The sequence below is a fragment of the Nonomuraea sp. NPDC050383 genome, from assembly GCF_044459125.1.
Lineage (GTDB): Bacteria > Actinomycetota > Actinomycetes > Streptosporangiales > Streptosporangiaceae > Nonomuraea.
In genome coordinates this window covers 1-24,842 of the sequence record NZ_JBITIP010000034.1, presented here as the reverse complement: position 1 = coordinate 24,842, position 24,842 = coordinate 1, and the positions used below count along the sequence as shown (strand labels likewise).

The 24,842-nt window shown below is 70.2% G+C and carries 19 protein-coding genes; 10 read left to right on the top strand and 9 right to left on the bottom strand.

From position 1 onward, the window contains the following. The first annotated feature begins 3 nt into the window (after positions 1–3). Entirely contained in the window at positions 4–1,161 is a 1,158-nt protein-coding gene (locus ACIBG4_RS41915; RefSeq protein ID WP_397208184.1) for a lipid-transfer protein, read from the top strand. Between the two features lie 116 nt (positions 1,162–1,277). Here ACIBG4_RS41915 and ACIBG4_RS41910 read toward each other — a convergent pair whose 3' ends face one another. From ACIBG4_RS41910 to ACIBG4_RS41890, 5 genes are all read right to left on the bottom strand, one after another. Continuing rightward, positions 1,278–2,294 (bottom strand): dipeptide ABC transporter ATP-binding protein, encoded by a 1,017-nt coding sequence (locus tag ACIBG4_RS41910; protein WP_310716336.1) that lies wholly within the window; start codon positions 2,292–2,294, stop codon positions 1,278–1,280. After that, positions 2,278–3,315: an ABC transporter ATP-binding protein gene (locus ACIBG4_RS41905; RefSeq protein ID WP_310716338.1), complete on the bottom strand. Its 1,038-nt coding sequence runs from the start codon at positions 3,313–3,315 to the stop codon at positions 2,278–2,280. The genes ACIBG4_RS41910 and ACIBG4_RS41905 overlap by 17 nt, the downstream gene beginning before the upstream one ends. A gap of 12 nt (positions 3,316–3,327) precedes the next feature. Then, positions 3,328–4,302, bottom strand: a complete 975-nt coding sequence (locus ACIBG4_RS41900) for an ABC transporter permease (RefSeq protein WP_397208172.1) — start codon at positions 4,300–4,302, stop codon at positions 3,328–3,330. After that, the gene (locus ACIBG4_RS41895; protein WP_310716342.1) at positions 4,295–5,239 is read right to left on the bottom strand and encodes an ABC transporter permease; all 945 of its coding nucleotides are present in this window, start codon (positions 5,237–5,239) and stop codon (positions 4,295–4,297) included. The genes ACIBG4_RS41900 and ACIBG4_RS41895 overlap by 8 nt, the downstream gene beginning before the upstream one ends. Before the next feature lie 125 nt (positions 5,240–5,364). Beyond that, a complete protein-coding gene (locus ACIBG4_RS41890) occupies positions 5,365–7,002 on the bottom strand; it encodes an ABC transporter substrate-binding protein (protein ID WP_310716344.1) in 1,638 nt (545 codons plus the stop codon). Positions 7,003–7,472: 470 nt separating this feature from the next. On the opposite strand from ACIBG4_RS41890, the gene ACIBG4_RS41885 reads away from it, so the two are divergent. The 3 genes from ACIBG4_RS41885 to ACIBG4_RS41875 all read left to right on the top strand — a co-directional run bounded on the left by ACIBG4_RS41885 (position 7,473) and on the right by ACIBG4_RS41875 (position 9,607). Further along, the gene (locus tag ACIBG4_RS41885; protein ID WP_397208170.1) at positions 7,473–8,402 is read left to right on the top strand and encodes an ABC transporter permease; all 930 of its coding nucleotides are present in this window, start codon (positions 7,473–7,475) and stop codon (positions 8,400–8,402) included. Next, positions 8,395–9,273 (top strand): ABC transporter ATP-binding protein, encoded by an 879-nt coding sequence (locus ACIBG4_RS41880; RefSeq protein ID WP_310716347.1) that lies wholly within the window; start codon positions 8,395–8,397, stop codon positions 9,271–9,273. The genes ACIBG4_RS41885 and ACIBG4_RS41880 overlap by 8 nt, the downstream gene beginning before the upstream one ends. A 181-nt stretch (positions 9,274–9,454) precedes the next feature. Then, the gene (locus ACIBG4_RS41875; protein ID WP_310716349.1) at positions 9,455–9,607 is read left to right on the top strand and encodes a hypothetical protein; all 153 of its coding nucleotides are present in this window, start codon (positions 9,455–9,457) and stop codon (positions 9,605–9,607) included. A 318-nt stretch (positions 9,608–9,925) separates the two neighbouring features. Here the strand turns inward: ACIBG4_RS41875 and ACIBG4_RS41870 are convergent, their stop codons facing one another. Together ACIBG4_RS41870 and ACIBG4_RS41865 are read right to left on the bottom strand one after the other, a co-directional pair. After that, positions 9,926–10,927: a hypothetical protein gene (locus tag ACIBG4_RS41870; protein WP_397208167.1), complete on the bottom strand. Its 1,002-nt coding sequence runs from the start codon at positions 10,925–10,927 to the stop codon at positions 9,926–9,928. Between the two features lie 440 nt (positions 10,928–11,367). Beyond that, positions 11,368–12,690 carry a lysine 2,3-aminomutase gene (locus ACIBG4_RS41865; RefSeq protein WP_355450056.1) on the bottom strand — a complete coding sequence of 441 codons (1,323 nt, stop codon included), beginning with the start codon at positions 12,688–12,690 and terminating at the stop codon, positions 11,368–11,370. A gap of 171 nt (positions 12,691–12,861) precedes the next feature. Here ACIBG4_RS41865 and ACIBG4_RS41860 point away from each other — a divergent pair, with 171 nt between their 5' ends. From ACIBG4_RS41860 to ACIBG4_RS41840, 5 genes are all read left to right on the top strand, one after another. Beyond that, entirely contained in the window at positions 12,862–13,419 is a 558-nt protein-coding gene (locus tag ACIBG4_RS41860; protein ID WP_397208165.1) for a DUF1707 domain-containing protein, read from the top strand. A 135-nt stretch (positions 13,420–13,554) separates the two neighbouring features. Continuing rightward, positions 13,555–14,574, top strand: a complete 1,020-nt coding sequence (gene plsX, locus ACIBG4_RS41855) for a phosphate acyltransferase PlsX (protein WP_310716353.1) — start codon at positions 13,555–13,557, stop codon at positions 14,572–14,574. A 53-nt stretch (positions 14,575–14,627) separates the two neighbouring features. Next, the gene (locus ACIBG4_RS41850) at positions 14,628–16,940 is read left to right on the top strand and encodes an HAD-IC family P-type ATPase (protein ID WP_397208163.1); all 2,313 of its coding nucleotides are present in this window, start codon (positions 14,628–14,630) and stop codon (positions 16,938–16,940) included. After that, on the top strand, positions 16,937–18,664 hold the full coding sequence (gene argS / locus ACIBG4_RS41845; protein ID WP_310716357.1) for an arginine--tRNA ligase: 1,728 nt from the start codon (positions 16,937–16,939) through the stop codon (positions 18,662–18,664). Before ACIBG4_RS41850 ends, argS begins: the two co-directional genes overlap by 4 nt. 108 nt (positions 18,665–18,772) lie before the next feature. Continuing rightward, positions 18,773–20,104: a hypothetical protein gene (locus ACIBG4_RS41840; RefSeq protein ID WP_397208161.1), complete on the top strand. Its 1,332-nt coding sequence runs from the start codon at positions 18,773–18,775 to the stop codon at positions 20,102–20,104. Here the strand turns inward: ACIBG4_RS41840 and ACIBG4_RS41835 are convergent. Continuing rightward, positions 20,101–20,481: a cell division protein SepF gene (locus ACIBG4_RS41835; protein ID WP_310716361.1), complete on the bottom strand. Its 381-nt coding sequence runs from the start codon at positions 20,479–20,481 to the stop codon at positions 20,101–20,103. The genes ACIBG4_RS41840 and ACIBG4_RS41835 overlap by 4 nt on opposite strands. Before the next feature lie 1,393 nt (positions 20,482–21,874). Here ACIBG4_RS41835 and ACIBG4_RS41830 point away from each other — a divergent pair. After that, the gene (locus tag ACIBG4_RS41830; RefSeq protein WP_397208159.1) at positions 21,875–22,621 is read left to right on the top strand and encodes a hypothetical protein; all 747 of its coding nucleotides are present in this window, start codon (positions 21,875–21,877) and stop codon (positions 22,619–22,621) included. Positions 22,622–23,116: 495 nt separating this feature from the next. On the opposite strand, the gene ACIBG4_RS41825 is transcribed toward ACIBG4_RS41830, so the two are convergent. Further along, positions 23,117–24,283, bottom strand: a complete 1,167-nt coding sequence (locus tag ACIBG4_RS41825; RefSeq protein ID WP_397208157.1) for an MFS transporter — start codon at positions 24,281–24,283, stop codon at positions 23,117–23,119. Positions 24,284–24,842 lie beyond the last annotated feature (559 nt).

Below are 24,842 nucleotides of genomic sequence, written 5' to 3'. Positions count from 1 at the left end.
GGCATGCACCCGTGGGGCAAGTGGGGCCGCCCGTTCACCGAGTACGGCGTCGCGGCGGCCCGCGAGGCGCTGCGCGACGCCGGGGTGAGCTGGCCCGAGGTCGGGTTCCTGGTGGGCGCCGACACGATCAGGAACGGCTACCCGGGCTTCGTGGCCGGGGCCACGTACGCGAGAGCGCTCGGCTGGTCGGGCGCCCGGATCGCGTCCTGCTACGCCGCCTGCGCCTCCGGCGCGCAGGCCGTCGACATCGCCCGCACCCGGATCCTCGCCGGGCTGTGCGACGTGGCGCTGGTGGTGGGCGCCGACTCGACCCCGAAGGGCTTCTTCAAGCCGGTCGGCGGCGACCGCCCGGACGACCCGGACTGGCTGCGCTTCCGCCTGCTCGGCGCCACGAACCCCGCCTACTTCGGGCTCTACGCGCGCCGCCGCATGGCCCTGCACGGCTCCACGGCCGAGGACTTCGCCGCGGTCAAGGTCAAGAACGCCCGCGCCGGCTCCCTGAACCCGCTGGCCCGCTACCGCAAGCCCGTCACGGCCGAGGAGGTGCTGGCCTCGCCCATGGTGGCCGATCCGCTGCGCCTCATGGACATCTGCGCCACCTCCGACGGCGGGGCCGCGCTCGTGCTCGCCTCCGCCGACTACGCGCGGCGGCGCGGCGTCACGGACGCGGTGCGCCTGGCCGCCGTGTCCACGGTGACGCCGTCCTTCCCGAACACCGTGCTGGAGCTCCCGGAGTTCGCCACCGACTCCCGCGCCGCCGTGCCGCACCCCGAACGGCCGTTCCGCGCGGCGATCGCCCACGCCGCCTACGAGGAGGCGGGGCTGGGACCGGAGGATGTGTCGTTCGCCGAGGTGTACGACCTGTCCACGGCGCTGGAGCTGGACTGGGTCGAGGACGTCGGGCTCTGCCCGCCGGGCGAGGCGGACAAGCTGCTGCGGGCCGGCGACACCGCGCTCGGCGGGCGTGTCCCGGTGAACCCCTCCGGCGGGCTCGCCTCGTTCGGCGAGGCCATCCCCGCCCAGGCGATCGCCCAGGTGTGCGAGCTGACCTGGCAGCTGCGCGGCCGGGCGGGCGCCCGCCAGGTGGCCGGCGCCACGGTGGGGCTGGCGGTCAACCAGGGCCTGTTCGGGCACGGCTCCGCGGTCATCGCCACCCGCTGACGTACGGCCCGAAGAGCTGACATACCGCCTGCACAAACGCGGAGCCCCGCGCGGACGGACAGCGCAGAGCCCCGCGCGAACGGATCGCGCGGGGCCCGTGTGGCGGGACGGCGGCGCTAGCCGACGTGGACCACGTCGTGCGTCTCCGCGAAGTGGCAGGCGCTCAGGTGCGACGTGCCCGGCCGGATCTGGAGCAGCGGCTCCTCCTCGGCGCAGATCTCCTGGGCCTTCCAGCAGCGGGTGCGGAAGCGGCAGCCCGACGGCGGGTTGGCCGGCGAGGGCGGGTCGCCCTGCAGGATGATCCGCTCGCGCTGCTCGCGGCCCTCGGGGTCGGGGACCGGGACGGCCGACAGCAGCGCCTGGGTGTACGGGTGGGCCGGCCGGTCGTAGATCTCCAGGTCCTTGCCCAGCTCCACCATCTTGCCCAGGTACATCACCGCGACCCGGTCGGAGATGTGGCGCACCACTGACAGGTCGTGGGCGATGAAGATGTACGCCAGGCCGAACTCGTTCTGCAGCCGCTCCAGCAGGTTGATGACCTGGGCCTGGATCGACACGTCGAGCGCGGAGACCGGCTCGTCGCAGACGATGATCTCGGGCTGGAGCGCCAGGCCGCGGGCGATGCCGATGCGCTGGCGCTGACCGCCGGAGAACTGGTGCGGGTAGCGGTTGATGTGGTCGGGGTTGAGGCCCACGACCTCCAGCAGCTCCTGCACCTTGCGCCGGCGGTCGCCCTTGGGCGCCACCTCGGTGTGGATGTCGAAGGGCTCGCCGACGATGTCGCCGACGGTCATCCGGGGGTTCAGCGAGGTGTAGGGGTCCTGCATCACCATCTGGATGTTCCGGCGCATCCGCTTGAGCTCGCCGCCCCTGGCCTTGGCCATGTCGCGCCCGTTGATGACGACCGAGCCGGAGGTGGGCCGCTCCAGCGCCATCAGCACCTTGGCGAGCGTGGACTTGCCGCAGCCCGACTCGCCGACGATGCCCAGCGTCTCGCCCTTGTTGAGCTCGAACGAGACGCCGTCGACCGCCTTGATGGCGCCGATCTGCTTCTTGAACATGATGCCCTGGGTCAGGGGGAAGTGCTTGACCAGGTCCCGCACCTCAAGGATTCGCTCACCTTGGGTCGCCATCGAGGACCTCCCTCCAGTAGTGGCAGGCGCTGTTGCGCACACCGCTGATCGCGTAGAGCGGGGGGGCGTCGGTCACGCAGTTGTCCTGGCGGTAGGGGCACCGCGGGTGGAAGGCGCAGCCGGTCGGCATGTCGAGCAGGTTGGGCGGCAGGCCCTTGATCGCGTACAGCTCCTGGCCCTTGAGGTCGACCCGGGGGATCGACTCCAGCAGACCCTTCGTGTACGGGTGGGCGGGCGCCCGGTAGATGTCGTACACCGGGGCGTTCTCGACGATGCGTCCCGCGTACATGACCGCGATCTTGTCCGCGACGTCGGCGACGACGCCGAGGTCGTGCGTGATGAGGATCAGGCCCATGTTGCTCTCGCTCTGCAGCTCGGCGAGCAGCTCCATGATCTGGGCCTGGACCGTCACGTCGAGGGCGGTGGTCGGCTCGTCCGCGATCAGCACCTCCGGGTCCAGCGCGATCGACATGGCGATCATGATGCGCTGGCGCATGCCCCCGGAGAACTGGTGCGGGTAGTCGTGCACGCGCTGCTTGGCGGCCGGGATACGGACCCGGTCCATCAGCTCGACGGCCTTGGCCATCCCGTCGCGCTTCGACATGCCGCGGTGGACGCGGAACATCTCGCTGATCTGCCAGCCCACGGTGAACACCGGGTTGAGCGCGGAGAGCGCGTCCTGGAAGATCATCGCGATGCGCTGGCCGCGGACCTGGGTGCGCGCCTCGTCCGACAGCTTGAGCAGGTCGGTCCCGCGGAAGCGGATCTCTCCCTTGGGAATGCGCGCGGGCGGCATGTCCAGGATGCCCATGATCGCCTGCGCGGTCACGGACTTGCCGGAGCCCGACTCGCCCAGCACCGCGAGGGTCTCCCCCGGGTTGAGCGTGTAGCTCACCCCGTTGACGGCCCGCACGACACCGGCCCGCGTGGCGAACTCCACGTGGAGGTCCTCCACCGCCAGCAACGGCTCGTCGCCCAGCCCTCCCTCGGCGGGCAACGTGTCCAGCGATGTCTTACTCATCTGTCCCCCCTCCTACCTGAGCTTCGGGTCGAGCGCGTCGCGGACGGCGTCGCCCAGCATGATGAACGCCAGCACGGTGACGCTCAGGAACACGGCCGGGAACACCAGCGGCAGCGGCGCCTCCAGGAACCGGTTCCGGGCGTCGGCGATCATCAGGCCCCACGAGATGTCCGGCGACTGCACGCCCACCCCGAGGAACGACAGCGCGGCCTCAGCCGCGATGAACCCGCCCAGGTTGATGGTGGCCACGACGATCACCGGGGCGATCGCGTTCGGCAGCAGGTGCCCGAACATGACCCGGCTCTGGCTCGCGCCGAGCGCCCGCGCCGCGATGACGAAGTCCTGGCTCCTTGCCGTGATGACGGCGGCCCGCATGATGCGGAACGTCATCGGCCAGGCCAGCACCGACAGCGCGATCACGACGATCCAGATGCCCAGGCCCTTGTCCCGGAACGTCGCCGTGATGAGCAGCGCGCCCAGGATCTGCGGGATCGCGAAGAACACCTCGGTGACGCGCGAGGAGACCGTGTCGGTGAGCCCGCCGCGGGCGCCCGCGATGAGGCCGAGCAGGCCGCCGACGACCGCGGTGATGACCGTGGTGCTGACGCCGATGAGGATCGAGTTGCTGGCGCCGTAGATGGTCCTGGCGTACACGTCGCAGCCGAGGTTGTCGCGCCCGAACAGGTGACCCGCGCTGGGCCCCTGACGGGCCGTCGCGAGGTCGCAGGAGCGCGCGTCCAGCGGGTTGATCGACGTGAACAGCGAGGGCCAGAACGACATGACCAGCAGGATCGCGATGAGGGCCAGCGAGAAGATGAACATCGGCCGGCGGCGCAGGTCGTGCCAGGCGTCGCTCCACAGGCTCGCCGGCCTGTCCTCCTTCTTGCGGCGCCTGCCGCTGCCAGGAGGCGCCGTGACCGGGGCTTTGTCCGTGGTCAGGGTCTGGGTCTCGGAGGCCGCTGGATCGGCCTGGGGGATGTCACTCATAGCGGATCCTCGGGTCGAGCACTGCGTACATCAGGTCGACGACCAGGTTGGCCACGATGTAGACCAACACCAGGATGGTCACGATTCCTACGACGATGGGTTGTTCTCGTAGGTAGACGCCTTGGTAGAGCTGAAGACCGATTCCCGGCAGGTTGAAGATCGTTTCGGTGATGACCGCCCCGCCCATGAGGTTGCCCAGGTCGGCGCCCAGATAGGTGACCAGGGGGATCAGCGCGTTGCGCAGACCGTGCCTGCCGATGACCCTCCGCCGGGACAGGCCCTTGGCGACGGCCGTGCGGATGTAGTCGGATCTCAGCGTCTCCACCAGGCTCGTTCTCGTCAGCCGGGTGAGGTAGGCGATCGACACACCCGCCAGCACGAACCCGGGCAGCAGGTACGACTTCAGGCCCTGCGTGGCGCCCGCGATGGGGAAGATCTCCGTGCCGGTCACCTGCTTGAGCCAGACGCCCAGCCAGAGCTGGAGCACGAAGCCGCTGACCAGGGTGGGGATGGAGATCAGCAGCAGCGTGGACGCCAGGATCGCGGTGTCGGTCGCCCTGCCGCGGCGCAGCGCCGCCCACAGGCCGAGGACGACGCCGATGATGGCCTCGAGGGTCAGCGCGACCAGCGCGAGGTTCAGCGTGACCTGGAGCTTGCCCGCCAGGAGCTGGGTCACCGGGACGCCGGCGAACGTCGTGCCGAAGTCCCCGCGGAAGATGATGCCGCTGATGTAGTACCAGTACTGGAGCAGCAGCGGATCGTTGAGGTGGTACTGGTCGCGGATGATCGCGACGATGTTGGGGTCCTGCCGCTTCTCACCGGCCAGCGCAGCGATGGGGTCACCGGGCAGCGCGAAGACGATGGCGAAGATGAACAGGGTGGCGCCGAGCAGGACTGGCACTGCCTGGATCAGGCGCCTGATGATGTAACGGCCCATTCAAGCCTCCCGTACATGCCGGAAGGCAGTGCCTGGATCCATGGGGTGAAACGGCCCAGGCGACTGCCTTCTTGGCGCTCTCGAGGGGCGGGCGCGCCACGCGTGCCCGCCCCCGGGAACAAGTGTCAGGCCTTCTCGACGTCAGCCCACTCAACCTGGTTGAGCAGGTTGATCTTGACGTTCTTGACCTTGGTCGAGTATCCCGAGTTGTTCCGGTAGAAGTACACCGGGATGTACGGCATCTCCTTGATGAGGATGTCGTCCGCCTGCTGGTAGATCTTCAGGCCCTCTTCGGGGGTGGCGGCCTGGTCGCCCTTGGCGACCGTCTCGTCGAACTCCTTGTTGGAGTAGCCCGCGTAGTTGGAGCCCGTCTTGATGGCGCCGGTCGAGAAGATCGGCGACAGGTAGTTCTCGGCCGACGGGTAGTCGATCGCCCAGCCCATCCGGAACATGCCCTTGTACTTCTTGGCGTCCAGGTCGTCCAGGATGTTGGCGAACTTCTCGAACGGCTTGACCGTCACCTCGACGCCGAGGTTGGCGCGGAGGTTGTTGGCGACGGCCTCGATCCACTCCTTGTGTCCACCGTCGGCGTTGTAGCCGAGCTCCAGCTTGGCCGGACCCTTGGCGGCGGCGTACTGCTCCTTGGCCTTGCCCGGGTCGTAGGCGCAGGCCGTGCAGGCGCCCTGGCGGTAGCCGTCGATGGCCGGGTTGATGAAGTCGTCGGCCGGCGAACGGGTGCCGGAGAAGACCGTCTCGGCGATGGTCTTCCGGTCGATGGCCATCGAGATGGCCTCGCGGACCTTGACGTCCTTGTACTCGTCGTTGTACTGCAGGGGGAAGCCGATGTAGCCGATACCGGCGTCCGGCTGGTCCTGGTAGCGGTCCCCGAGCGCGGTCTTGGCGCTGGCGATCGCCGACGCGGGCAGCGAGTCGTGGATGTCGACGTTGTCGGCCTGCAGGTCGTTGTAGGCCGTCTCCGAGCTGTTGTAGAGCTTGAACTGGAGCTTGGTCCAGCCGTTCGGCTTCTTGCCCGGGAACTTGTCGTACACCGACAGGTCGATGCTCTGGTCAGTGCCCTTCTTGTAGGGCTTGTCCAGCTTGAACAGGCCCTGGCCGATCGGCTTCTCGCCGAACTCCGCCGTCACCTTGCCGTCGGGGCCGAAGGCGGCCTTGGGCAGCGGGTAGAACGCGGTGTAGCCGAGCATGGTCTTGAACTGGGAGAACGGCGCGGTGAGCGTGACCTCGAGGGTGGTGTCGTCCACCGCCTTGAGGCCCTTCATCTCCTTGGTGGTGACCTGCTTGCCCTCGCCCGGGTTGAGGTCGGCGTAGCCGTCGACACGACCGAAGAAGTAGCCGGCGCCCTGCGCGTTGTCCTGGTTCGCTGCGTAGTTCCAGGCGTCAACGTAGTTCTGCGCGATCACGGGCTCGCCGTTGTGCCAGGTGTAGCCCGGCTTGAGCTTGATCGTCCAGACCTTGTTGTCCTGAGTCTCGATCGACTCCGCGGCGCCCATGACGACCTGCTTGTTCTCGTCATAGTTCACCAGCGGCTCGAAGACCGCCGCGAGCGCCTCGGCGCCCTCGGACTCAGTGGTGTTCGAAGGGACCAGCAGGTTCTGCGGCTCGCCGAGCTCCATGCGGACCGGCGTGTCCCCGCTCGATCCGGAGGTGCCGGTCGAGGTGCCGCCGCCGCCACCACACGCGGCAACCGCGAGGGCCAGCAGCGCGGTACCGGCGACGATCTGTGCGCCCTTAGTAACACGCATGGTAAGAAGATTCCTCCCTCTACAGGTGGGCGTTAGCGCTGAGCTGCGATGATCGTGAGCAGCCTGACGGGGGGTTCGGTAATCCCCCGGGTTTGGCTGACATGGTCAAACCAGCCGACGCCCTGCCAGTCGATCGCGACTATCCCTCACTACGTGCCACCAGCGAGTCTCTGGCGCGTTGCAGTTCGGTCACACGTGCGCCAATCCAGCGTCACACTCATACGGCTCAGACGGCCTAGAAGCTCTCATAACCGTCAGATGACCATACGTTTGGACACGGACAGTCGAGCAAAAATACCTCTTACCGAAATGTGCTCGCGCCCTTGCCGGGCACGTGCCGGGTCACTGGGCTACGGTTGTTGCCGTCTTGACGGCGCCTTGGAACCGGGCGCTCCAGGACTCCGTCCAACTGTCTGCCGCGCGCCCGCGCGGGAGCACCTCACCGACCCGGATCCAATAGAGTCCTTGCCATGAGTCAGCCGGAATCCGCTGTCGCGGACGCCCAGGCGGGCGGCCGGAGCGGGCAGGAGCCGCTGGCCAAGCTCGCCGCGAGATACGGGCTTCGCCGTGCCATCGCACGGCCGAGGTTCCCTGTCTACGTGCGCCAGCTCTGGGAGCGGCGGCACTTCATCCTGACGTACGCGTCCTCGCGCAACGTCTCGAAGTACACCAGCTCGGCCCTCGGCCAGTTGTGGCAGGTCCTCACTCCGCTGCTCAACGCCGCCATCTACTACGTGATGTTCGGCCTCATCCTCGGTGGCAAGGGCGGCATCCACAACTACCCGGCGTTCCTCCTGACGGGGATGTTCGTCTTCACCTACACGCAGCGGACCGTCACCGCGGGCGCCAAGTCCATCTCCGGCAACCTGTCGATGATCCGCGCGCTGCACTTCCCGCGCGCCTCCCTGCCCCTGGCGTACACGATCCAGGAGCTGCAGCAGCTCGCCATCTCCATGGGCGTGCTCCTCGTGATCGTCCTCATCACGGGGGAGCCCATCACGCTGGCCTGGCTGGTGGTGCCCGTCGTGCTGCTCCTCCAGACGATGTTCAACGTCGGCGCCGGGCTGGTGATGGCCCGGCTGGGCGCGTCCATGCGGGACCTCAACCAGCTCCTGCCCTTCATCACCCGCACCTGGCTGTACGCCTCGGGCGTCTTCTTCTCCATCCAGGACAGGGTCGTGGGCAAGGCCGAGGCGCCGCAGTGGGTGGCCGACGTGATGTACTACGCCAATCCGGCCGCCTCCTACATCGAGGCCATGCGCGACCTGCTCATCACCCGCGAGGGTGGGCACAACCCTCCGGATGCGGTGTGGATATCCTGCGTATTCTGGGCGGTGTTCGCCCTCTGCTTCGGCTTCTGGTACTTCTGGCGTGCCGAGGAGAGGTACGGGCGTGGCTGAACTGACCGAGGAGCTGTCACTGGTGAAGGCCGAGGAGCCCGCCGTCGCCGCCGGCAAGGACGGCAAGGCGAAGCCGCAGCCCAAGCCGGCCACGCCGGTCAGCAAACCGCCTCTCGACGTTCCCACCGGCACGCCCACCGTCATCGTCGACGACCTGCACATCATCTACCGCGTCTACGGCGCGGCCACCGACGTGGAGAAGGGCAACGCCGTCAACGCCCTCACGCGTCTCCTGAAGCGCCAGGGCAGGCCGCAGATGAAGGAGGTCCACGCCGTCAAGGGCGTCTCCTTCGTGGCCTACCACGGCGACGCCATCGGCATCGTGGGGCGCAACGGGTCGGGCAAGTCCACGCTGCTGCGCGCGATCGCCGGCCTCCTGCCGCCCCACTCGGGCGCCGTCTACACCGACGGGCAGCCCTCGCTCCTCGGCGTCAACGCCGCGCTCATGCGCGAGCTCACCGGCGAGCGCAACATCGTGCTCGGCTGCTACGCCATGGGCATGACGCCGGCCGAGGTCAAGGAGAAGTACCAGGAGATCGTGGACTTCTCCGGCATCGACGAGTTCGTCCAGCTGCCGATGTCCACCTACTCCTCCGGCATGGGGGCCCGCCTGCGCTTCGCCATCTCCTCGGCCAAGACCCACGACGTGCTGCTCATCGACGAGGCGCTGGCCACCGGCGACCGCGAGTTCCGCAAGAAGAGCGAGCAGCGCATCCGGCAGATCCGCGAGGAGGCCGGCACGGTCTTCCTCGTCGCCCATGACCTGCGGGTCATCGAGGAGACCTGCAACCGGGTCATCTGGCTGCACAAGGGCAAGATCAAGATGGACGGCGACCCGAAGGAAGTGCTCGCCGCCTACAACAAGGGCTGATCCACCCGAGCCCCCCAGCCGCCGGCGCGTACGACACGCCCGGCGGCTTCCTCATGGGACGACTTCGCGCGCGGCCCCTGCGACACGAGGGGTCAATGCCTGACACCGTGGCGCACGGTCCGGTATGATTCGAACGTTGTTTCGATACGGCGAGGCGCGGATGGAAGGGAACGGGGGCGCGATGGGAGAGCTTTCGGCCGCGATCGACCACCTGGCCATCGAGGACGTGTCGGAGATCCCGAGGATGGAGCTGGCCCAGCAGCTCCTCGACCTGCACTGGCAGATGGCCCGGCTCCAGGCCCAGATCGCCCGGCGCACCGGCGTACGCGTCTGACGCTCTCGGAGCGGGTCGGGCGGGTCAGGTCGGGCGGGTCAGGTCGGGCAGGTCGGGTCCGGGCATGGGAGTGCCGCCGGTCCCTGGTCGAGGAACCGGCGGCGGGCTGCGCCTCTCACCGGGGGTCGCCGCCCTGCAGTGGCGGCTCGGCACGTGAGGCGTGGCTCGGGCTCGGGCGCGTCCGCCCGGCCCGCGCCGTCCCACCGGTCCGGGAGGCGGGCCGTCCGAGCGCCGGCACCAAGGCGCTCGTCATCCCTCCCCCGGTCCGCCGGCGGACACGGCGGGCAGCGGCCTTTCTGGTCAGGTCAGCCGCTCTGGTCAGGTCAGCCGCGTACCCGGCACCACCCCGCCCGAGGCGAGGCCACGTGACAGCGGGGTGCCGGACACCACGGCGCCCGGAGTCACCCCCTGAGCCAGCGGTCCGCTGGAGACGACGCCACGGGACAGTGCGCCGCTCCCGGCCACACCGCTCGGAGCGACACCCCGCGAGAGGGCACCGCTCGACACGACACCGTTCGCCAGGGCGCGCCCGGGGCCGCTGGAGAGCGCGCCGCCCGGCACCGCACCACTGGAGGTGACGCCTCGGGCGAGCGTGCCGTTCCGGGCCACGCCCTGGGTCACGCCCTGTGCCAGCGGGACGCTCGGCGCCACCCCGTTCGGCGTCACACGGCTCGGGGCGACGCCCCTGGACAGGGCGCCCCTCAGCGTGTCACCGGCCGGGAGGTCCGTGGTCGGGGAGCTGGTCGGGGCCGGGGCCGGCCGGCTCGGCCGGACGTACCGCCGCTGCCAGTTCTCCCGGCCGCGGCGGCCCGTGCGGGCCGTCCTCGGTGAGGAGCCGTCGTCGTCCCGGGCGGTGGCCGGCGTGGTCCTCGTCCCGCCCCGGCGGCCGGTCGTGGAGCCGCCTCCCGACGTCCCTCCGCGGGAGGCCGCCGAGGGAGAGCCACGGTGCCCGGGCACCGTCGGACGCGGCGTCCGGTCCCCCGGCACCTCGACGCGGGGCACGGCACCGGTGACGGGACCGGGCACAGCACCGGTGACGGGGCCGGGCGCGTCGGCGTCCAGTGTGCGGGCGCCGGGCACCGCGCCCAGGCTCGTACCGTCCAGGGTCCCCCGGCCGGCCGTCCCGCCGTCCAGCACCCTGCCGTCCGGCGTCCTGTCGTCCAGCGCTCCGGCGGCCGTCGAGGTCACGTCCGGTGCGCCGGGCCCCGTCGTGAGCGGCCTGGCGGAGCGTTCCACCTGCGCGTGGGCCGGCGGAACGGTGAGGGCCGCCGCCAGCCCGAGTGACGCGACGGCGACAGCCGCCTTGACTACACGATTCATGATTGCCTTCCCGGCTCGTGATCGATCGCTCTCGAATGCGGAGGAAACGCGAATCGAAAACCCCCCGAAAGCCGAGACGAACACGCTGTGGGCACCACACGCGGCGCGCCGCCCGGCTGAGCTACCGACGTAGTTGTACCACCACGGCCGTCGGCTCGCGGGCCAGGTCAACAGCCCTTCAAGAGCCTCGGGAGAGCCCCGGCAAGGCCGTCGAGCGGCGGGGAGAACGGGCGACATTTCGGGATGTGGGGAGGGCGGATTCCCGGGCATAGGCCGCCCGCTCCCCGAGCACGCCGACGGCCCGCGAACGACCGCCGGTAAGGACGAAAGCCGCGGGCCGGGCGCACAGATTTTCCGCTAGCCGGGTGCTCGCTTGACCGCTCGGGCCGGGCGGGGCTCACCCGGCGGCCGGAACGCCTCCGGAGTCACCCGGGGCCGGCTCAGACGGCCAGCAGGGCCTCCTCCACAGCGGGCTCGAACGGGAACCGGTCGGCGAAGGCCGGGCGCAGATCGGTCAGCCACACCGCCGTCGGGTCGTACCGGGCGAAGAACGGCCGCCCGACCAGCGACGGGTCGCGGGCCTGGATGAAGTGCAGCACGAAGACCCGCTCGCCGGCGATCTCCGTGACCCCGTCGACGCACACCTTGCCCGGCGTGGCCGACATGGAGGGCCCCCGCACCGTACGGCAGAGCCCGGAGACCGACGCGTACGCGTCCCTGAAGATCTCGTGGGCCCGGGCCAGCGGCACCGCGAAGTAGTCCTGCGGTCCCGTGTCGCGCTCGACGAACATGTAGTACGGGATCATGCCCATGCGCAGCTGCCTGCGCCACATGCCCGACCAGAGCGCGGGGTCGTCGTTGATGGAGCGAATCAGCGGCGCCTGCGTCCGGATGGTGGCGCCGGTGCCGAGGATGTTCCGGACCGCCGCCTCGACGAGGGGTGGCTCCAGCTCGCGGGGGTGGGTGAAGTGGGCCATGAAGGCGAGGTTCTTGCCGGCGGCGACCACCTTCTCGAACAGCTCCAGCGTGGAGCCGGCGTCCGGGTCCGTGGTGAAGCGCTGCGGCCAGTACGCGAGCGACTTCGTGCCGATCCGTACTGATTCGAGCTGCTCCAGATCGAGGAGCGGCTCCAGGTAGCGCTTGAGCACCGGCTCGCCCATGATCATGGCGTCGCCGCCGGTGATCAGCACGCTCGTGACCTCAGGGTGCCGGCGGATGTAGCGGACCATCTGCTCGATGTCGTCGGAGGCGAACTTGAGGTCGGCGTCGCCGACGAACTGCGCCCACCGGAAGCAGTAGGTGCAGTAGGCGTGGCAGGTCTGTCCCTGCTTGGGGAAGATCAGGACGGTCTCGGGGTACTTGTGCTGGAGTCCCGGGACCGGCTCGTTCTCCAGCCGGGGCACGTTGAGCTCCATCTGCCCGGCCGGGTGCGGGTTGAGCCGGGCGCGGATCCGGTTGGCCTCCGCGTTGATCTCGGCGGCGGGCGCCTCCGCCTTCAGCAGGTCGGCCAGCCGGGCGACGTCCGGGGCGGGCAGCATGTCCGCCTGCGGGAAGACCAGCTTGTACATGGGGTCGTCGGGCGCGGCCGACCAGTCGATGAGCTCGTCGACGACGTACGCGTTGGTGCGGAACGGGAGAACCGTGGCGACGGCCCTCACCCTCAGCCGCTCCTCGTCGTCGAGCCCTGCCCGGAGCAGGAGGTCGTTCAGATGCTTGGACGTGTAAGCCCGGAAGCGTCGTGTGCCTGCCTGGTTCAAGATCACTAAGCGTTTCCCCTCTTTTTTGTTCGATCGCCGGTAAACCTCAAGCCCCTGTCGCGCGTCTGTGGCCTTTATATCCGGACGTTGCAAACCCGGGATTCGGTTCCGCCGAGTCGCTGGGAGATTTCAGAAGAGCATCTCGCGACATATCGCGTTTATGGCTACACTGGCGGTGTGACCCACGATCCCGCGCTGCGCGCCTCCGACACCGACCGCGACCGCGTGGCCGCCGTGCTGGGCGAGGCGCTCGCCACCGGCCGGCTCACCAGCGTCGAGCACGCGGACCGACTCGAGGCCGCCTACACGGCCAAGACCGTCGGTGAGCTCGTCCCCCTCACCGGGGACCTGCCGGACGTGACCGCCTCCCGGCCGCCGGAGGCCGTGGAGCAGCAGACGATCCGCTCCACGTTCAGCAAGATCATCAGAAAGGGCCGCTGGATCGCCTCACGGCATACCAGGCTGGTGGCGAACTTCGGCGCGATGATCATCGACCTGTCCGACGCCGTGCTCCCCGGCCGCGAGGTCACACTCGAGTGCGACGCCCGCTTCTCCAAGCTCATCGTGCGCGTCCCCGACAACGCCCACGTCATCGACGAGGGCAGCTCCACGTTCGGTAAGCGCAACGTGTCGGGCGGCTCGGACGGCGACGGCCCGCTCATCCGGATCACCGGCACGTCGATGTTCTCGAAGGTGATCGTGTCCCGCGGCGTCGTCGACTGGAACCTGCGCTGACCCCGTGCTCTCCCGGCGGATCGGCCACCGGGACCACCGGCTAGCCTGGCAAGCGTCCCGCCTGCGACCGCGGGCTCGCCGAGCCCGCCTTCGGCGAGCCTCACGGCGGGCACGCACGCCGTACGAGGTGACCCAGTGTCCGACAGCAAGCCGATCGCGCTCGACGCCATGGGCGGCGACCACGCCCCCCACGAGATCGTCGCGGGAGCGGTGCACGCCGTGCGCGAGCGCGGGCTGGAGGTCGTGCTGGTCGGACCGCCGCGCATCCTGTACGAGGCCCTCGCCGACCACGACGCCACCAAGGAGATCCCCATCGTGCGGGCCGAGGAGGTCCTCGCGATGGACGAGGGCGCGCTGGCCAGCCTGCGCCGCCCCCGTTCGAGCATCGCGATCGCCTGCCACCTCGTACGGCGGGGCGACGCGTCGGCCGTGGTGTCCGCGGGCTCGACCGGCGGCATCGTGGCCACCGGCCGGCTGCGCCTCAAGCCCCAGCAGGGCGTCCTGCGGCCCGCCATCGCCGTCGCCCTGCCCACCCGGCCGCACCCCACGCTGCTCGTCGACGCCGGGGCCAACTCCGACGCCAAGCCGGAGATGCTGGTGCAGTTCGCCCACCTCGGCACGGCCTACGCGGAGCTGGCCCACGGCATCGCCCAGCCGAAGGTCGGCCTGCTGACCATCGGCGCCGAGGCCGAGAAGGGCAACAAGCTCGTCAAGCGCGCCCACGAGCTGCTCCAGAGCGCCCCCGGCCTGCACTTCACCGGCAACATCGAGGGCCACGACCTGCTCACCGGCGCCGTCGACGTGATCACCGCCGACGGCTTCACCGGCAACGTCGCGCTCAAGACCATGGAGGGCACCGTCCGCTACGCCTTCCACCAGCTCGGCGAGGCCATCGGCGAGAGCCCGGCGGCCCGGCTGGGCGCGTTCCTGCAGCGCTCCCGCATCCGCGACCTGCGGCAGCGCCTCGACGCCGAGGCCCACGGCGGCGCCGTCCTGCTCGGCCTCAACGGCACCGTGGTCATCGCGCACGGCTCGTCCAGGTCACAGGGCATCAGCGCGGCCTGCGAGCTCGCAGCGGAGCTGTCGGCCGGTGGCATCGTGGACCGCGTGGGCGAACGGATCGCCATCGCTCCGCGATCACACCGGCTCTGGTGAACCCGTAGTCTTTGGCGCGTCCGCACGATCGGGGGACACGAACGGGGGAACGCGTGCGAGGGCTCACCGCGGCACAGGCCGCCCAGGCGAAGCGGAACATCGTCCCGCGCCGGTCGAGCCGGTCCTTCGGCGCCATCATCAGGGCCAACGTCTTCACGCTGTTCAACTTCGTCATCGGCGTCCTGTGGGCGCTCATCCTGATCTTCGGGCAGTGGCAGGACGGCCTGTTCGGCCTGGTCATCGTGGCCAACGCGCTGATCGGCATCGTCCAGGAGGTACGCGCCAAGCGCACCCTCGACCGCCTGGCCGTCATCAACGAGGAGCCCGTCAGGGTCTGCCGCGACGGCCGCGACCAGGAGATCCCACCACAGGACGTGGTGCTCGGCGACCTCATCCTGCTCGGGTCCGGCGACCGGCTGCTCGTGGACGGCGAGGTCGTCGAGTCCGACGGGCTGGAGATCGACGAGTCGCTGCTGACCGGCGAGGCCGACCCGGTGCACAAGCGGCCCGGCGACCGGGTCCTGTCGGGCAGCTTCGCCGTCGCCGGCTCCGGCGCGTTCGTCGCCACCCACGTCGGCACCGACGCCTACGCGGTACGGCTCGCCGAGGAGGCCAGCAAGTTCCACCTCGCCCACTCCGAGCTGCGCCAGGGCGTCGCCAACTTCATCAAGTACATCACCTGGCTGGTCATCCCGATCGGCGCGCTGCTGATCTACAGCCAGCTCCGCAACACCGGCGACTTCGGCACCGCCATCACCGGAGCGGTCGCCGGCATCGTCACCATGATCCCCGAGGGGCTGGTGCTGATGACCTCGATCGCCTTCGCCGTCGGCGTCGTCCGGCTGGGCCGCCGCAGGTGCCTGGTCCAGGAGTTGCCCGCGATCGAGGGCCTGGCCAGGGTCGACGTGCTGTGCCTGGACAAGACCGGCACCCTCACCGCGGGCGGCATGGATCTCGGCGAGGTCCTCCCGATCGGCGACGGGCATCCCGTGGAGGAGGCGCTCGCCGCCCTGGCCAACCTCGACCAGCGGCCCAACGCCACCGCCCAGGCCGTACAGGTGCGCTACCCCGCGACGCCCGGCGGCTGGACGGCCACGGGCTCCGTGCCGTTCTCCTCGGCGCGCAAGTGGAGCGGCGCCGACTTCGGCGAGCGCGGCGCGTGGCTGCTCGGCGCTCCGGACGTGCTGCTCGACGGCGGCGAAGGCTACGAGCGGGCCGCCGCGATGGCCTCCACCGGCGCCCGGGTGCTCGCCCTCTGCCGCACCCGCGACCTGGCCGCCGCCGAGCGGGGCAACCCGGACGCGGCGGTCGAGTGCGTCGCGCTCGTCACGCTCCAGCAGCGCATCCGCCCCGACGCCCACGAGACCCTGAGCTACTTCGCCCGCCAGGGAGTCACCGTCAAGGTCATCTCGGGCGACAACCCCGAGGCGGTCTCCGCCATCGCCACCGGCCTCGGCATCCCCGACGGCGACCGCGCCGTCGACGCCCGCACCCTGCCGGAGGACGACCCGGACAAGCTCGCCGACATACTCGCGGCCAACGCCGTCTTCGGCCGGGTCACCCCGCGGCAGAAGCGGCTGTTCGTCGGCGCGCTCCAGTCCCGCGGCCACACCGTCGCCATGACCGGCGACGGCGTCAACGACGTGCTCGCGCTCAAGGACGCCGACCTCGGCATCGCGATGGGCGCGGGCAGCCCCGCCACCAAGGCCGTCGCCCAGGTGGTGCTGCTCGACAACGCCTTCGCCACGCTCCCCCACGTGGTCGGCGAGGGCCGCCGGGTGCTGGCCAACATCGAGCGGGTCTCCAACCTGTTCCTCACCAAGACCTTCTACGCGATCGCGCTGTCGCTGGCGACCGGCGTCCTGGGGCTCATGTTCCCGTTCGCCCCCCGGCACTCCACGCTGGTCAACGCGCTGACCATCGGCATCCCGGCGTTCTTCCTGGCCCTGGCGCCCACGCTGGAGCGCTCAAAGCCCGGGTTCGTGCCCCGCGTGCTGCGCTTCGCCGTACCGGCCGGGGTGCTGTGCGCGGCGGCGATGCTGCTGGCGTTCTGGGCCGCGCACAGTGGGACCTCCACCCTGAACGAGGACCGCACGTCCGCGGTGATCACCCTGTTCCTGACCACCTGGTGGGTGCTCGTGCTCATCGCCCGGCCCCTCACCTGGCTGCGGGTGGGCCTGGTCGCCGCCATGGCGGTGCTGTTCGCCGGGGCGCTGTCCATCCCGTTCGTGCGCGAGTTCTTCGCCCTGGAGCCGGGCGACCTGAGCAACGGCCTGACCGCCGTCGGCATCGCCGTGGTGGCCTCCGCGCTGATCACTCTCGCGATCAGCGTCACGGTCAGGCTCGCCGGTACCCTTAGACCATGACCGACCCGCAGATGGTGCTCACCGAGCGCGTCCAGCAGGCGCTGGCCGCGGCGTTCGGCGCCGAGCACGCCGACGCAGACCCGCTGATCCGGCCGTCCCAGTTCGCCGACTTCCAGGCGAACGTCGCGATGAGCCTGGCCAAGCGCCTGCGACGGTCCCCGCGGGAGGTCGCCGAGGCCCTTGCCGCCGAGCTGGCCGACTTCCCCGGCACGGTCGAGGTCAGCGGCCCCGGGTTCCTCAACATCACGCTCGCCGACACGTGGATCGCCGGCGAGGCCGGCCGCATGCTGGAGGACCCGCGCCGCGGCGTCGGCACGGTCACGCCCGCGCAGACCATCGTGATCGACTACTCCGCGCCCAACGCGGCCAAGGAGATGCACGTCGGCCACCTGCGCACCACGATCGTGGGCGACTCCCTGGCCCGCGTCCACGAGCACCTGGGCAACACCGTCATCCGGCAGAACCACCTGGGCGACTGGGGCACGCCGTTCGGCATGCTCATCGAGCACCTGCTCGACATCGGCGAGGAGGCCGCGGTCGCGCAGCTCGAAGCCGGCATGGGCACCGAGTTCTACCAGGCCGCGCGGCAGAAGTTCGACGGCGACGAGTCGTTCAAGACCCGCTCGCGCGCGCGGGTGACCACGCTCCAGTCGGGCGACCCCGACACGCTGCGGCTCTGGCACGTCTTCATGGACGCCACCGTCCGCTACTTCAACAAGGTCTACGGCATGCTCGGCGTCACCCTCACCGACGCCGACATCGCCGGCGAGAGCATGTACAACCCGATGCTCCAGAGGACCTGCGACGACCTGGAGACCGCCGGGGTGGCGGTGCTGAGCGAGGGCGCGCTGTGCCTGTTCCCGCCCGGCTTCACCGGCTCCGACGACAAGCCGCTGCCGCTCATCATCCGCAAGAGCGACGGCGGCTACGGCTACGCCTCCACCGACATGGCGGCCATCCGCTACCGGGTGCACGACCTCAAGGCCGACCGCATCCTCTACGTGGTCGGCGCCGACCAGGCCCTGCACTTCCGCATGGTGTTCGCCGCCGCGGAGCAGGCCGGCTGGCTGCCCGACACCGTCTCGGCCGAGCACGTCCAGATCGGCATGATGCTCGGCAAGGACGGCCGTCGCTTCAAGACCCGCTCCGGCGAGTCGGTCAAGCTGATGGACCTGCTCCAGGAGGCCGTGGACCGGGCGTCCGTGGTCATCGCCGACCGCGACTACGACGAGGCGACGCGGGCGGAGATCGCCCGAGTCGTGGGCATGGGCGCGGTCAAGTACGCCGACCTGTCGATCAGCCACGACAGCGAGTACGTCTTCGACTTCGACCGCATGCTCGGCCTGACCGGCAACACGGCGCCCTACCTCCAGTACGCCCAGGCCCGGATCCGGTCGATCTTCCGCAAGGGCGGCGTGGACCCGGCCGACGCGACCGGCCCGATCGTCCTCGGCCACCCGGCCGAGCGGGCGCTGGCGCTCCAGCTCCTCGGGTTCGGGGCGGCCGTGGAGAAGGTGGCCGAGTCGAACGAGCCGCACCGGCTGTGCGCGTTCATCTACGCCACCGCCACCGCCTTCACCACCTTCTTCGAGGAGTGCCCGGTGCTGAAGGAAGGCGTCGACGCCGACACGCGCGCCTCCCGGCTCGCGCTGTGCGCGCTGACCCTCCGCGTTCTGGAGACCGGGCTCGACCTGCTGGGCGTCCCGGTCCCCGAGCGCATGTGACATCCGCCGTGCCGATCGACGTGGGCGCGCCTCCCCAGGGTTGGCGCGCCCCCCGGTTAGGCTTTACGCGGTCATGAACCGAGGCCGAAAATGGGGGAGTTCTCTGCCTTGAGCACGGACCTGACTGCGAGCCCCCAAGCAGCGGAAGAGCTGAGACGTTACGCCGAGGCGCTGCTGGCTCACCTGGCCGCCAACGGCACCGCTCCTCCCACCGCACCCGCCTTCGCCGACATCCCGGGCAACTGGCTGCCACCGGCCGTCCAGGCGCTGGTGGCGATCCTCGCCGGCGAGGACCCGCTGGAGCCGCTGAGCAGGGCCGCCGGCCGCGACCAGCAGCGCACGGCGCTGTTCCTCTGCCTCGCCCTGGCCGTCGCCGGCCACGGCAGCCGCATCCACGCCTCGTGGCTCGGCACCGCCTTCGGCGACCTGTCCATCGAGCAGCCGGTCACCCACGGGCAGCGCTCCCTCTGGCTGGCCGCCGCCCGGGGCGCCTACGGCCCCGCCGGCAAGATCTTCGTGCTGCGCAAGCTCGACGCGCTGGCCGTACCCGACCATGCCGACCAACGGCAGTGGGTGCAGGCGCTCGCGCCCGGCGAGCCCGCCGTGGTCGTGCCCGTGTCGCTGGTCGACTTCCCCGAGATGGCGGAGATCCCCGAGCTGGCGCGGCCCGCGCAGGCCGCCGCGCGCCTGGCGCGGCTGCGCGCCCGCTGCACCGAGATCACCTCGGCCCGGCAGGCCGACCACGACGCCGCGACCCCGCTCACCAACAGCGCCGCCAGCCCCGTCACCTCCTGGGCCGAGGACGAGCCGCTGGCCATGCTGCGGTCCCTGATCGGCCTGGGCGGCCCGGCCGGGCCCATGGCGTCGCTGACCACCCACCTGCTCGACGACCTGCGCCCCGGCGCCGACCCGCACCTCACGGCCATCGCGCTGCACGTGGCCGCGCCGGTGCTGCGCGGGGTCGCCGAGGAGCTGGAGGCCGACAGCCGTCTGGAGCCGCCCGACACGGTCACCGTGCCGCTGCTCGGCCACCCCATCGTGCTGCGCCCCGAGGGGGCCGACGCGGCCTCCATGGCCGAGGCGGAGGCCGCCATCGCGGCCGAGGGCACGCTGCCGCGCCGCCGGCCGTGGGAGGTCGTCGCTCTGGTGATCGCCGGCGTCGGCTGCGTGCTGGGGGCCCTCGCCATCGGCTGGCCGCTCGTCGTGCTGGGGATGGCCCTGATCGGGCTGGCGGGGTGGCGCCTGTGGCGGCGCCGCGCCGCCATCGCCTCGGACGCCCGTTACGTGGCCGCGCGCGTCGCCGAGCTCAAGGAGCTCGCCGACGGGGCCGTCTGGGCGTTGCACGCGTACGCCCGCGAGGCGGACGCACGCGCCAAGCAGGCCGCCGACGACTCCGCCGAGCTGACCCGGCTGATCCGTCGCGGCCCGCGCGCTGCCTAGGACGTCTCGATCTCCACGTGCGCCGGCGCGAGCAGGAACACCCGGTCGGCGATGCGCTCGATCCGGCCCTCGCAGCCATAGGCCAGACCGGCCGCGAAGTCGACCATGCGCGTCGCCTCGGGCATCGGCATGCCCGTCACGTCCATGATCACCGTCTGACCGTCACGGAAATGCTGACCGATCATCGGCGCGTCGTTGTACTTGAGCGGCTGGACCATCACGATTCGCGACGGATCGACGGTCGACCGCCACCTTCTGGCCGCCCGCTCCGACGCCGGCATGTACTCCTCTTCGTACTGCTCGTCGTCGTAGTGGTCGTCGTAGTGGTCGACCCCGCCCAGGCCAAGGTAGTTCACCACCTTGCGCACAGCCCCCATCGGCTTGTCCTTTCCTTCAGGAACTCACCGTAATCGGCACGTCCCTACACATTGGACGGTAACCGACGATTCCGCGTTCGCCATGCGACACGCCCACGACCAATTCCATTTTGTACGGCAAGCGGCCAGGTTTCACCCGGATATCTCTCCCCCGTAGGCATCGAGTCATGCGTCCGTTGCCACTGTAGACGCCTTCACCGACACTTCTTTCGTAGGTAATCCTGCCGCAGACCGCCGTCCAGAGTCAGCCGCTCCCGGCGCATGGACGCAGGCAGCGGAGCCTCACCCGTCTTAGATGTCCCCGTGTGCCGATTGGTTCGGGTGGTTCTCGACCTCGGTCCAGACGCCCCAACGCTATTCGCACGGCACGGGCCGCAGAGGGGGCGAATTCAGCACGGCAGACGGAACGCCCACCGCGAAACGCACGACCAGTTTCATGATCACAATGGATTTTCCGGCCCAGGAAGTGAGAAGGACCACAGTTCCGTCCGGACGGGAAAAAGCACTCCGCAGCGCCCCTGCCGGGGTGCACGCGAGCAATCCCGACCTCCGCACCGAACCATCCCCACACGCCACGATCCAGCCGTTCACCGGCCGAGTGCTCACCCTGGTGAAGGGGGGAAACCGCCCCTCGGACCCCCGTACCGCCCCCGCCCTTCGGCTCGGGCCGGGGATCACGGAGCGTCACGTCCCGCAGGAGCCCACACCGCGTGCCGGGACGGCCGTGGACCGAGTCCACCGGGCCGGTCACGCAGTGACGGTCCTGTCGGGGGAGCTCCATATCTAGTACGTCGTTCCCCTCTTTCCTCAGCCGTACACCTGTGAATCTGGACCCCCTCTGTCGCTGTGGGCTCTCGGGCCCTCACTCATCCAGACGAGCCGCCCGCCCACCGAAGTTCCCGCTCGAACTTCACGGCTGCCCCAGACATCTCAGAAGTGTGACGCTCACAGGCGCGCCCAGCCGGCCCACCGTCCGACGTATCCGCCCGCCGGAACACGGTGACCCCGACGGCGGCAACCCCGACCGCAGCGGCCCCGACGGCAACGGTCCGAGAGCCGGCGCCCGCCAGGACGGCGGCCCCCAAGACGAATCACGCAAGAACGACGCACCCCGAGACGACACACCCGCAGACCCCAGCCCCGGAGACGACGGCCACAGAAACCGCAGACCCGGAGACGACGGCCACGGCGACGGCAGACCCATAGGGGACCCACTCGGCGGGGACCGGCTCAGTAGGGGCGGACTCACAGGGGACCGACTCGAAGAGGGCGTCCCCAGAGAGGGCGGAGCCGGACGGGACCGTCTCCGAGCGGGCGGATTCGGAGGGGCCGGCCACAGAGGCAGCGCACTCGAACTCGCGATGTTCCGAGGTGGGTGGTCCTGGCGGTGCGGATGACAAGCGAGCCGGGAAGCCTCCTGCGGAGGAGCCTCACACCACTCTGGCCACGAAGAGTCGTACAGGTCGGGCTGCTGCTCGGCGGCGGCGTGGCGATGGCCTCGGCCGCCGTCGCCCTGGCCCTCGTTCTCACATCGGGCACGCTGCCCCCCACCGCCCCGCCGACCATCCCGCCCCACGCCCCCGCCGTGGACGAGCACCGGGCAACCGCCCGGAAACTCCTCGGGCTACGCCTCGACTGGGCCGCCCGTACGGGCAGGTTCGCGAAGGAGCTCGGCCGCAGCGGTCTCGACCGCTGCCGGCGCGGCAACGACGATGCGAAGAACCAAGAGGACTTCGCCGCCATCTGCGTCCTCAGCCTCTATCGTGCCTACACCTGGAACGGTGACGTCGACGCGCTCCTCGCCCGCTTCAGGCGCTGCCCTGAGGCCGTGGAGAAGCGTGCCGAGCTACGGGAGTCCGGCACCCGCGCCGATCGCGCACCCGACGTCGAAAAGGTCACCATGCTCGTCTGCGACGGTGTCACCATGGAGTTCGCCACCGCACGCACCGAAGCCTCCTCCGACCTGATGGACATGCCCGGGGCCGGCTTCTTCGACGAGGACGGCGGCATGTACGAGCCGTACCACTGGGCGCCGGAGGGCACACCGTGGCTGGCCGAGTGGCTGAAGCGCCGCCAGGACGGCCGCTTCCTCGTCGCCCTGGGGGTGTCGGAGGAGTATTCGGTACTGGCCGACCGGTGAGGTACGGCCTATGGGGATCGGCAACCGCCCCCGAGCCGCGCGCCCCGCCACCGCCACCTCCTCACGAGCTGACTCCCCGCCCTGGACAGGAACGTCCGGTACGGACCCCCTCCCGCCCTGCACGGGAACGTCCGGTACGGACCCCCTCCCGCCCTGCACGGGAACGTCCGGTACGGACCCCCTCCCGCCCTGCACAGGAACGTCCGGTACGACCCCGCAGCGGGCCGAAACAGGCCCCTCCCACACCCGCACGGCGCAACCGCACACGGCAGTGGGGCCTGGCAGCACGCGGGTGCTGGTCTCGGTCATGCCCGTGCTCGATCAAGCCCGTGCCTGAGATCGTCTCCTTTGCCCACGAACCCGGCCATCGCATCGAACTCCGCCGCCCCAGGCACCAGGGACAGAAGCAGACCTCCTGGGCCGCGCGGACCCGTCCAAGGTGTGCCGCACAACTTCGAGGTCACAGCGTTCCGGAACGGCGTCCCGCACGATGACTCAGTCGTGGGAGATGAGCATGAGCTGCCGCCACAGCAGCACCACGAACACCGCCGAACCAGCGAAGGCGAACCAGAACGGCGCCGCGACACCGAAGCGGGTGGCCAGGACACCGCCGATCAGCGAGCCGACCACCAGACCGGCGTAGACGCAGATGCTGTTGACGCTGCCCACGCGGCCCTGGAGTTCGTGCGGGACCGCGCGCTGGCGGACGGTGACCGAGGTCGTACCCCATATGAAGGCGTGCGCGCCGAAGGCCAGGAAGATGCCCCCGGCGACCCACGGCGAATGGGTCAACGCCAGGCCCAGGTGAGTGAAGGTTTCGATGACGAGCCCGATCCGCATCAGGGCGCCGAGGCTCACCCTGCGGGTGATGGCCCCGTACAGGCCGGTGCCGATCAGGCCGCCGATCCCGCCGATGGTGGTCATCAGGCCGAAGCCCATGGCGCCGAGGCCGAGCTGCTGCTGGGTGTAGAGGACGAGAACCGACCAGGCCGCGCCGAACGTGAAATTGAAGATCAGGATCGTCAGCGCGAGCGTGCGCACTGCCGCGTGCCGGATGGTCCAGCTGAACCCGGCGATGAGTTCTCGCACAGTGTCGGGCTTGGGGTCGTCGGTCTGCCGGCCGTGCGGGGGCAACGTGATCCGGGAGACCAGGATGATTCCCGCCACCACCATGAGCAACTGGCCCGCGAACGGCCAGGTGAAGCCCAGACCGAACAGCGCCGCGCCGATCGGCGGTCCGGCGAGCTGATTGAGCGTGATGAATCCCGTGCCGAGGCGGGCGTTGGCGATGACGAGATCGTCCTTGCCGACCATCATGGGCGTCAGCGTGGCCGTCGCGTTGTCGGCGAACACCTCGGCGATGGACCGGAGCGTGAGTGCCACCAGGGCCGTTGCCACGGTCACTGTGCCGGTCACCGTGAGCGCGACGAGCGCCGCCAGCACCACGGCCCGCATGGCGTTCGCGACGAGCACGATCCTGCGGCGGTTGTACCGATCCGACAGCACGCCCGCATACAGGCTGAACAGCAGCGGCGGCGCCCAGCTCACCAGTGCCGACAGAGAGATCATCAGCGGATCGCGGGTCAACGTCGCGATCAGCAGCGGGCCCGCGGCGGCCGCGACCCCGTCCCCGAGATTTGTCAGCCAGCTCGCTGCCAGCAACCGCCGGAAGCCTGTCCCGAGGCGGGCAGGCAAGACTCGATCCACCATTGTGACCACGAGCGCAAAACCATACGTTCTGGCGAGCAGCTACGGCAACGCGTTTTCGCGTCTCCGCGCTGTCGCGTACGGGTTGCGGCGGCGAGGGCTGCTCCACACGTACACAGACTCGACCTGCACCAGCTGCGGCGCAGTGCCGCCACCCGAGCGACACCTCATGACGGATGATCCGCAGGCACCCGCCGTCAGCGCGCCCGCGCGGTGTGGCTGGTGGTGTGACTTGTGGTGTGGCTCGTCGTGAACTGCCGAAGAGTCGTGAACGGCAGAAGAAGGGTGGCGGTGCGCGGCGGATCTTCCAGAATGGGCGAATGTCCCAGACGGGCTGCACCGTTGTTCGGCGAGGACGGTGGCGACCGCGCCGCGGCTGTGTGTGCCGCAGCATCGCGTACGCCGGCGCGTATACCGGCACAACGCAAGAAAGGGCCCCACCCTCCGCCTCCCGGAACCATCACTGGCCCGAGAAGCTCCGGGTGGAGCCCTCTCCTATCAAAGATTGTCCGGC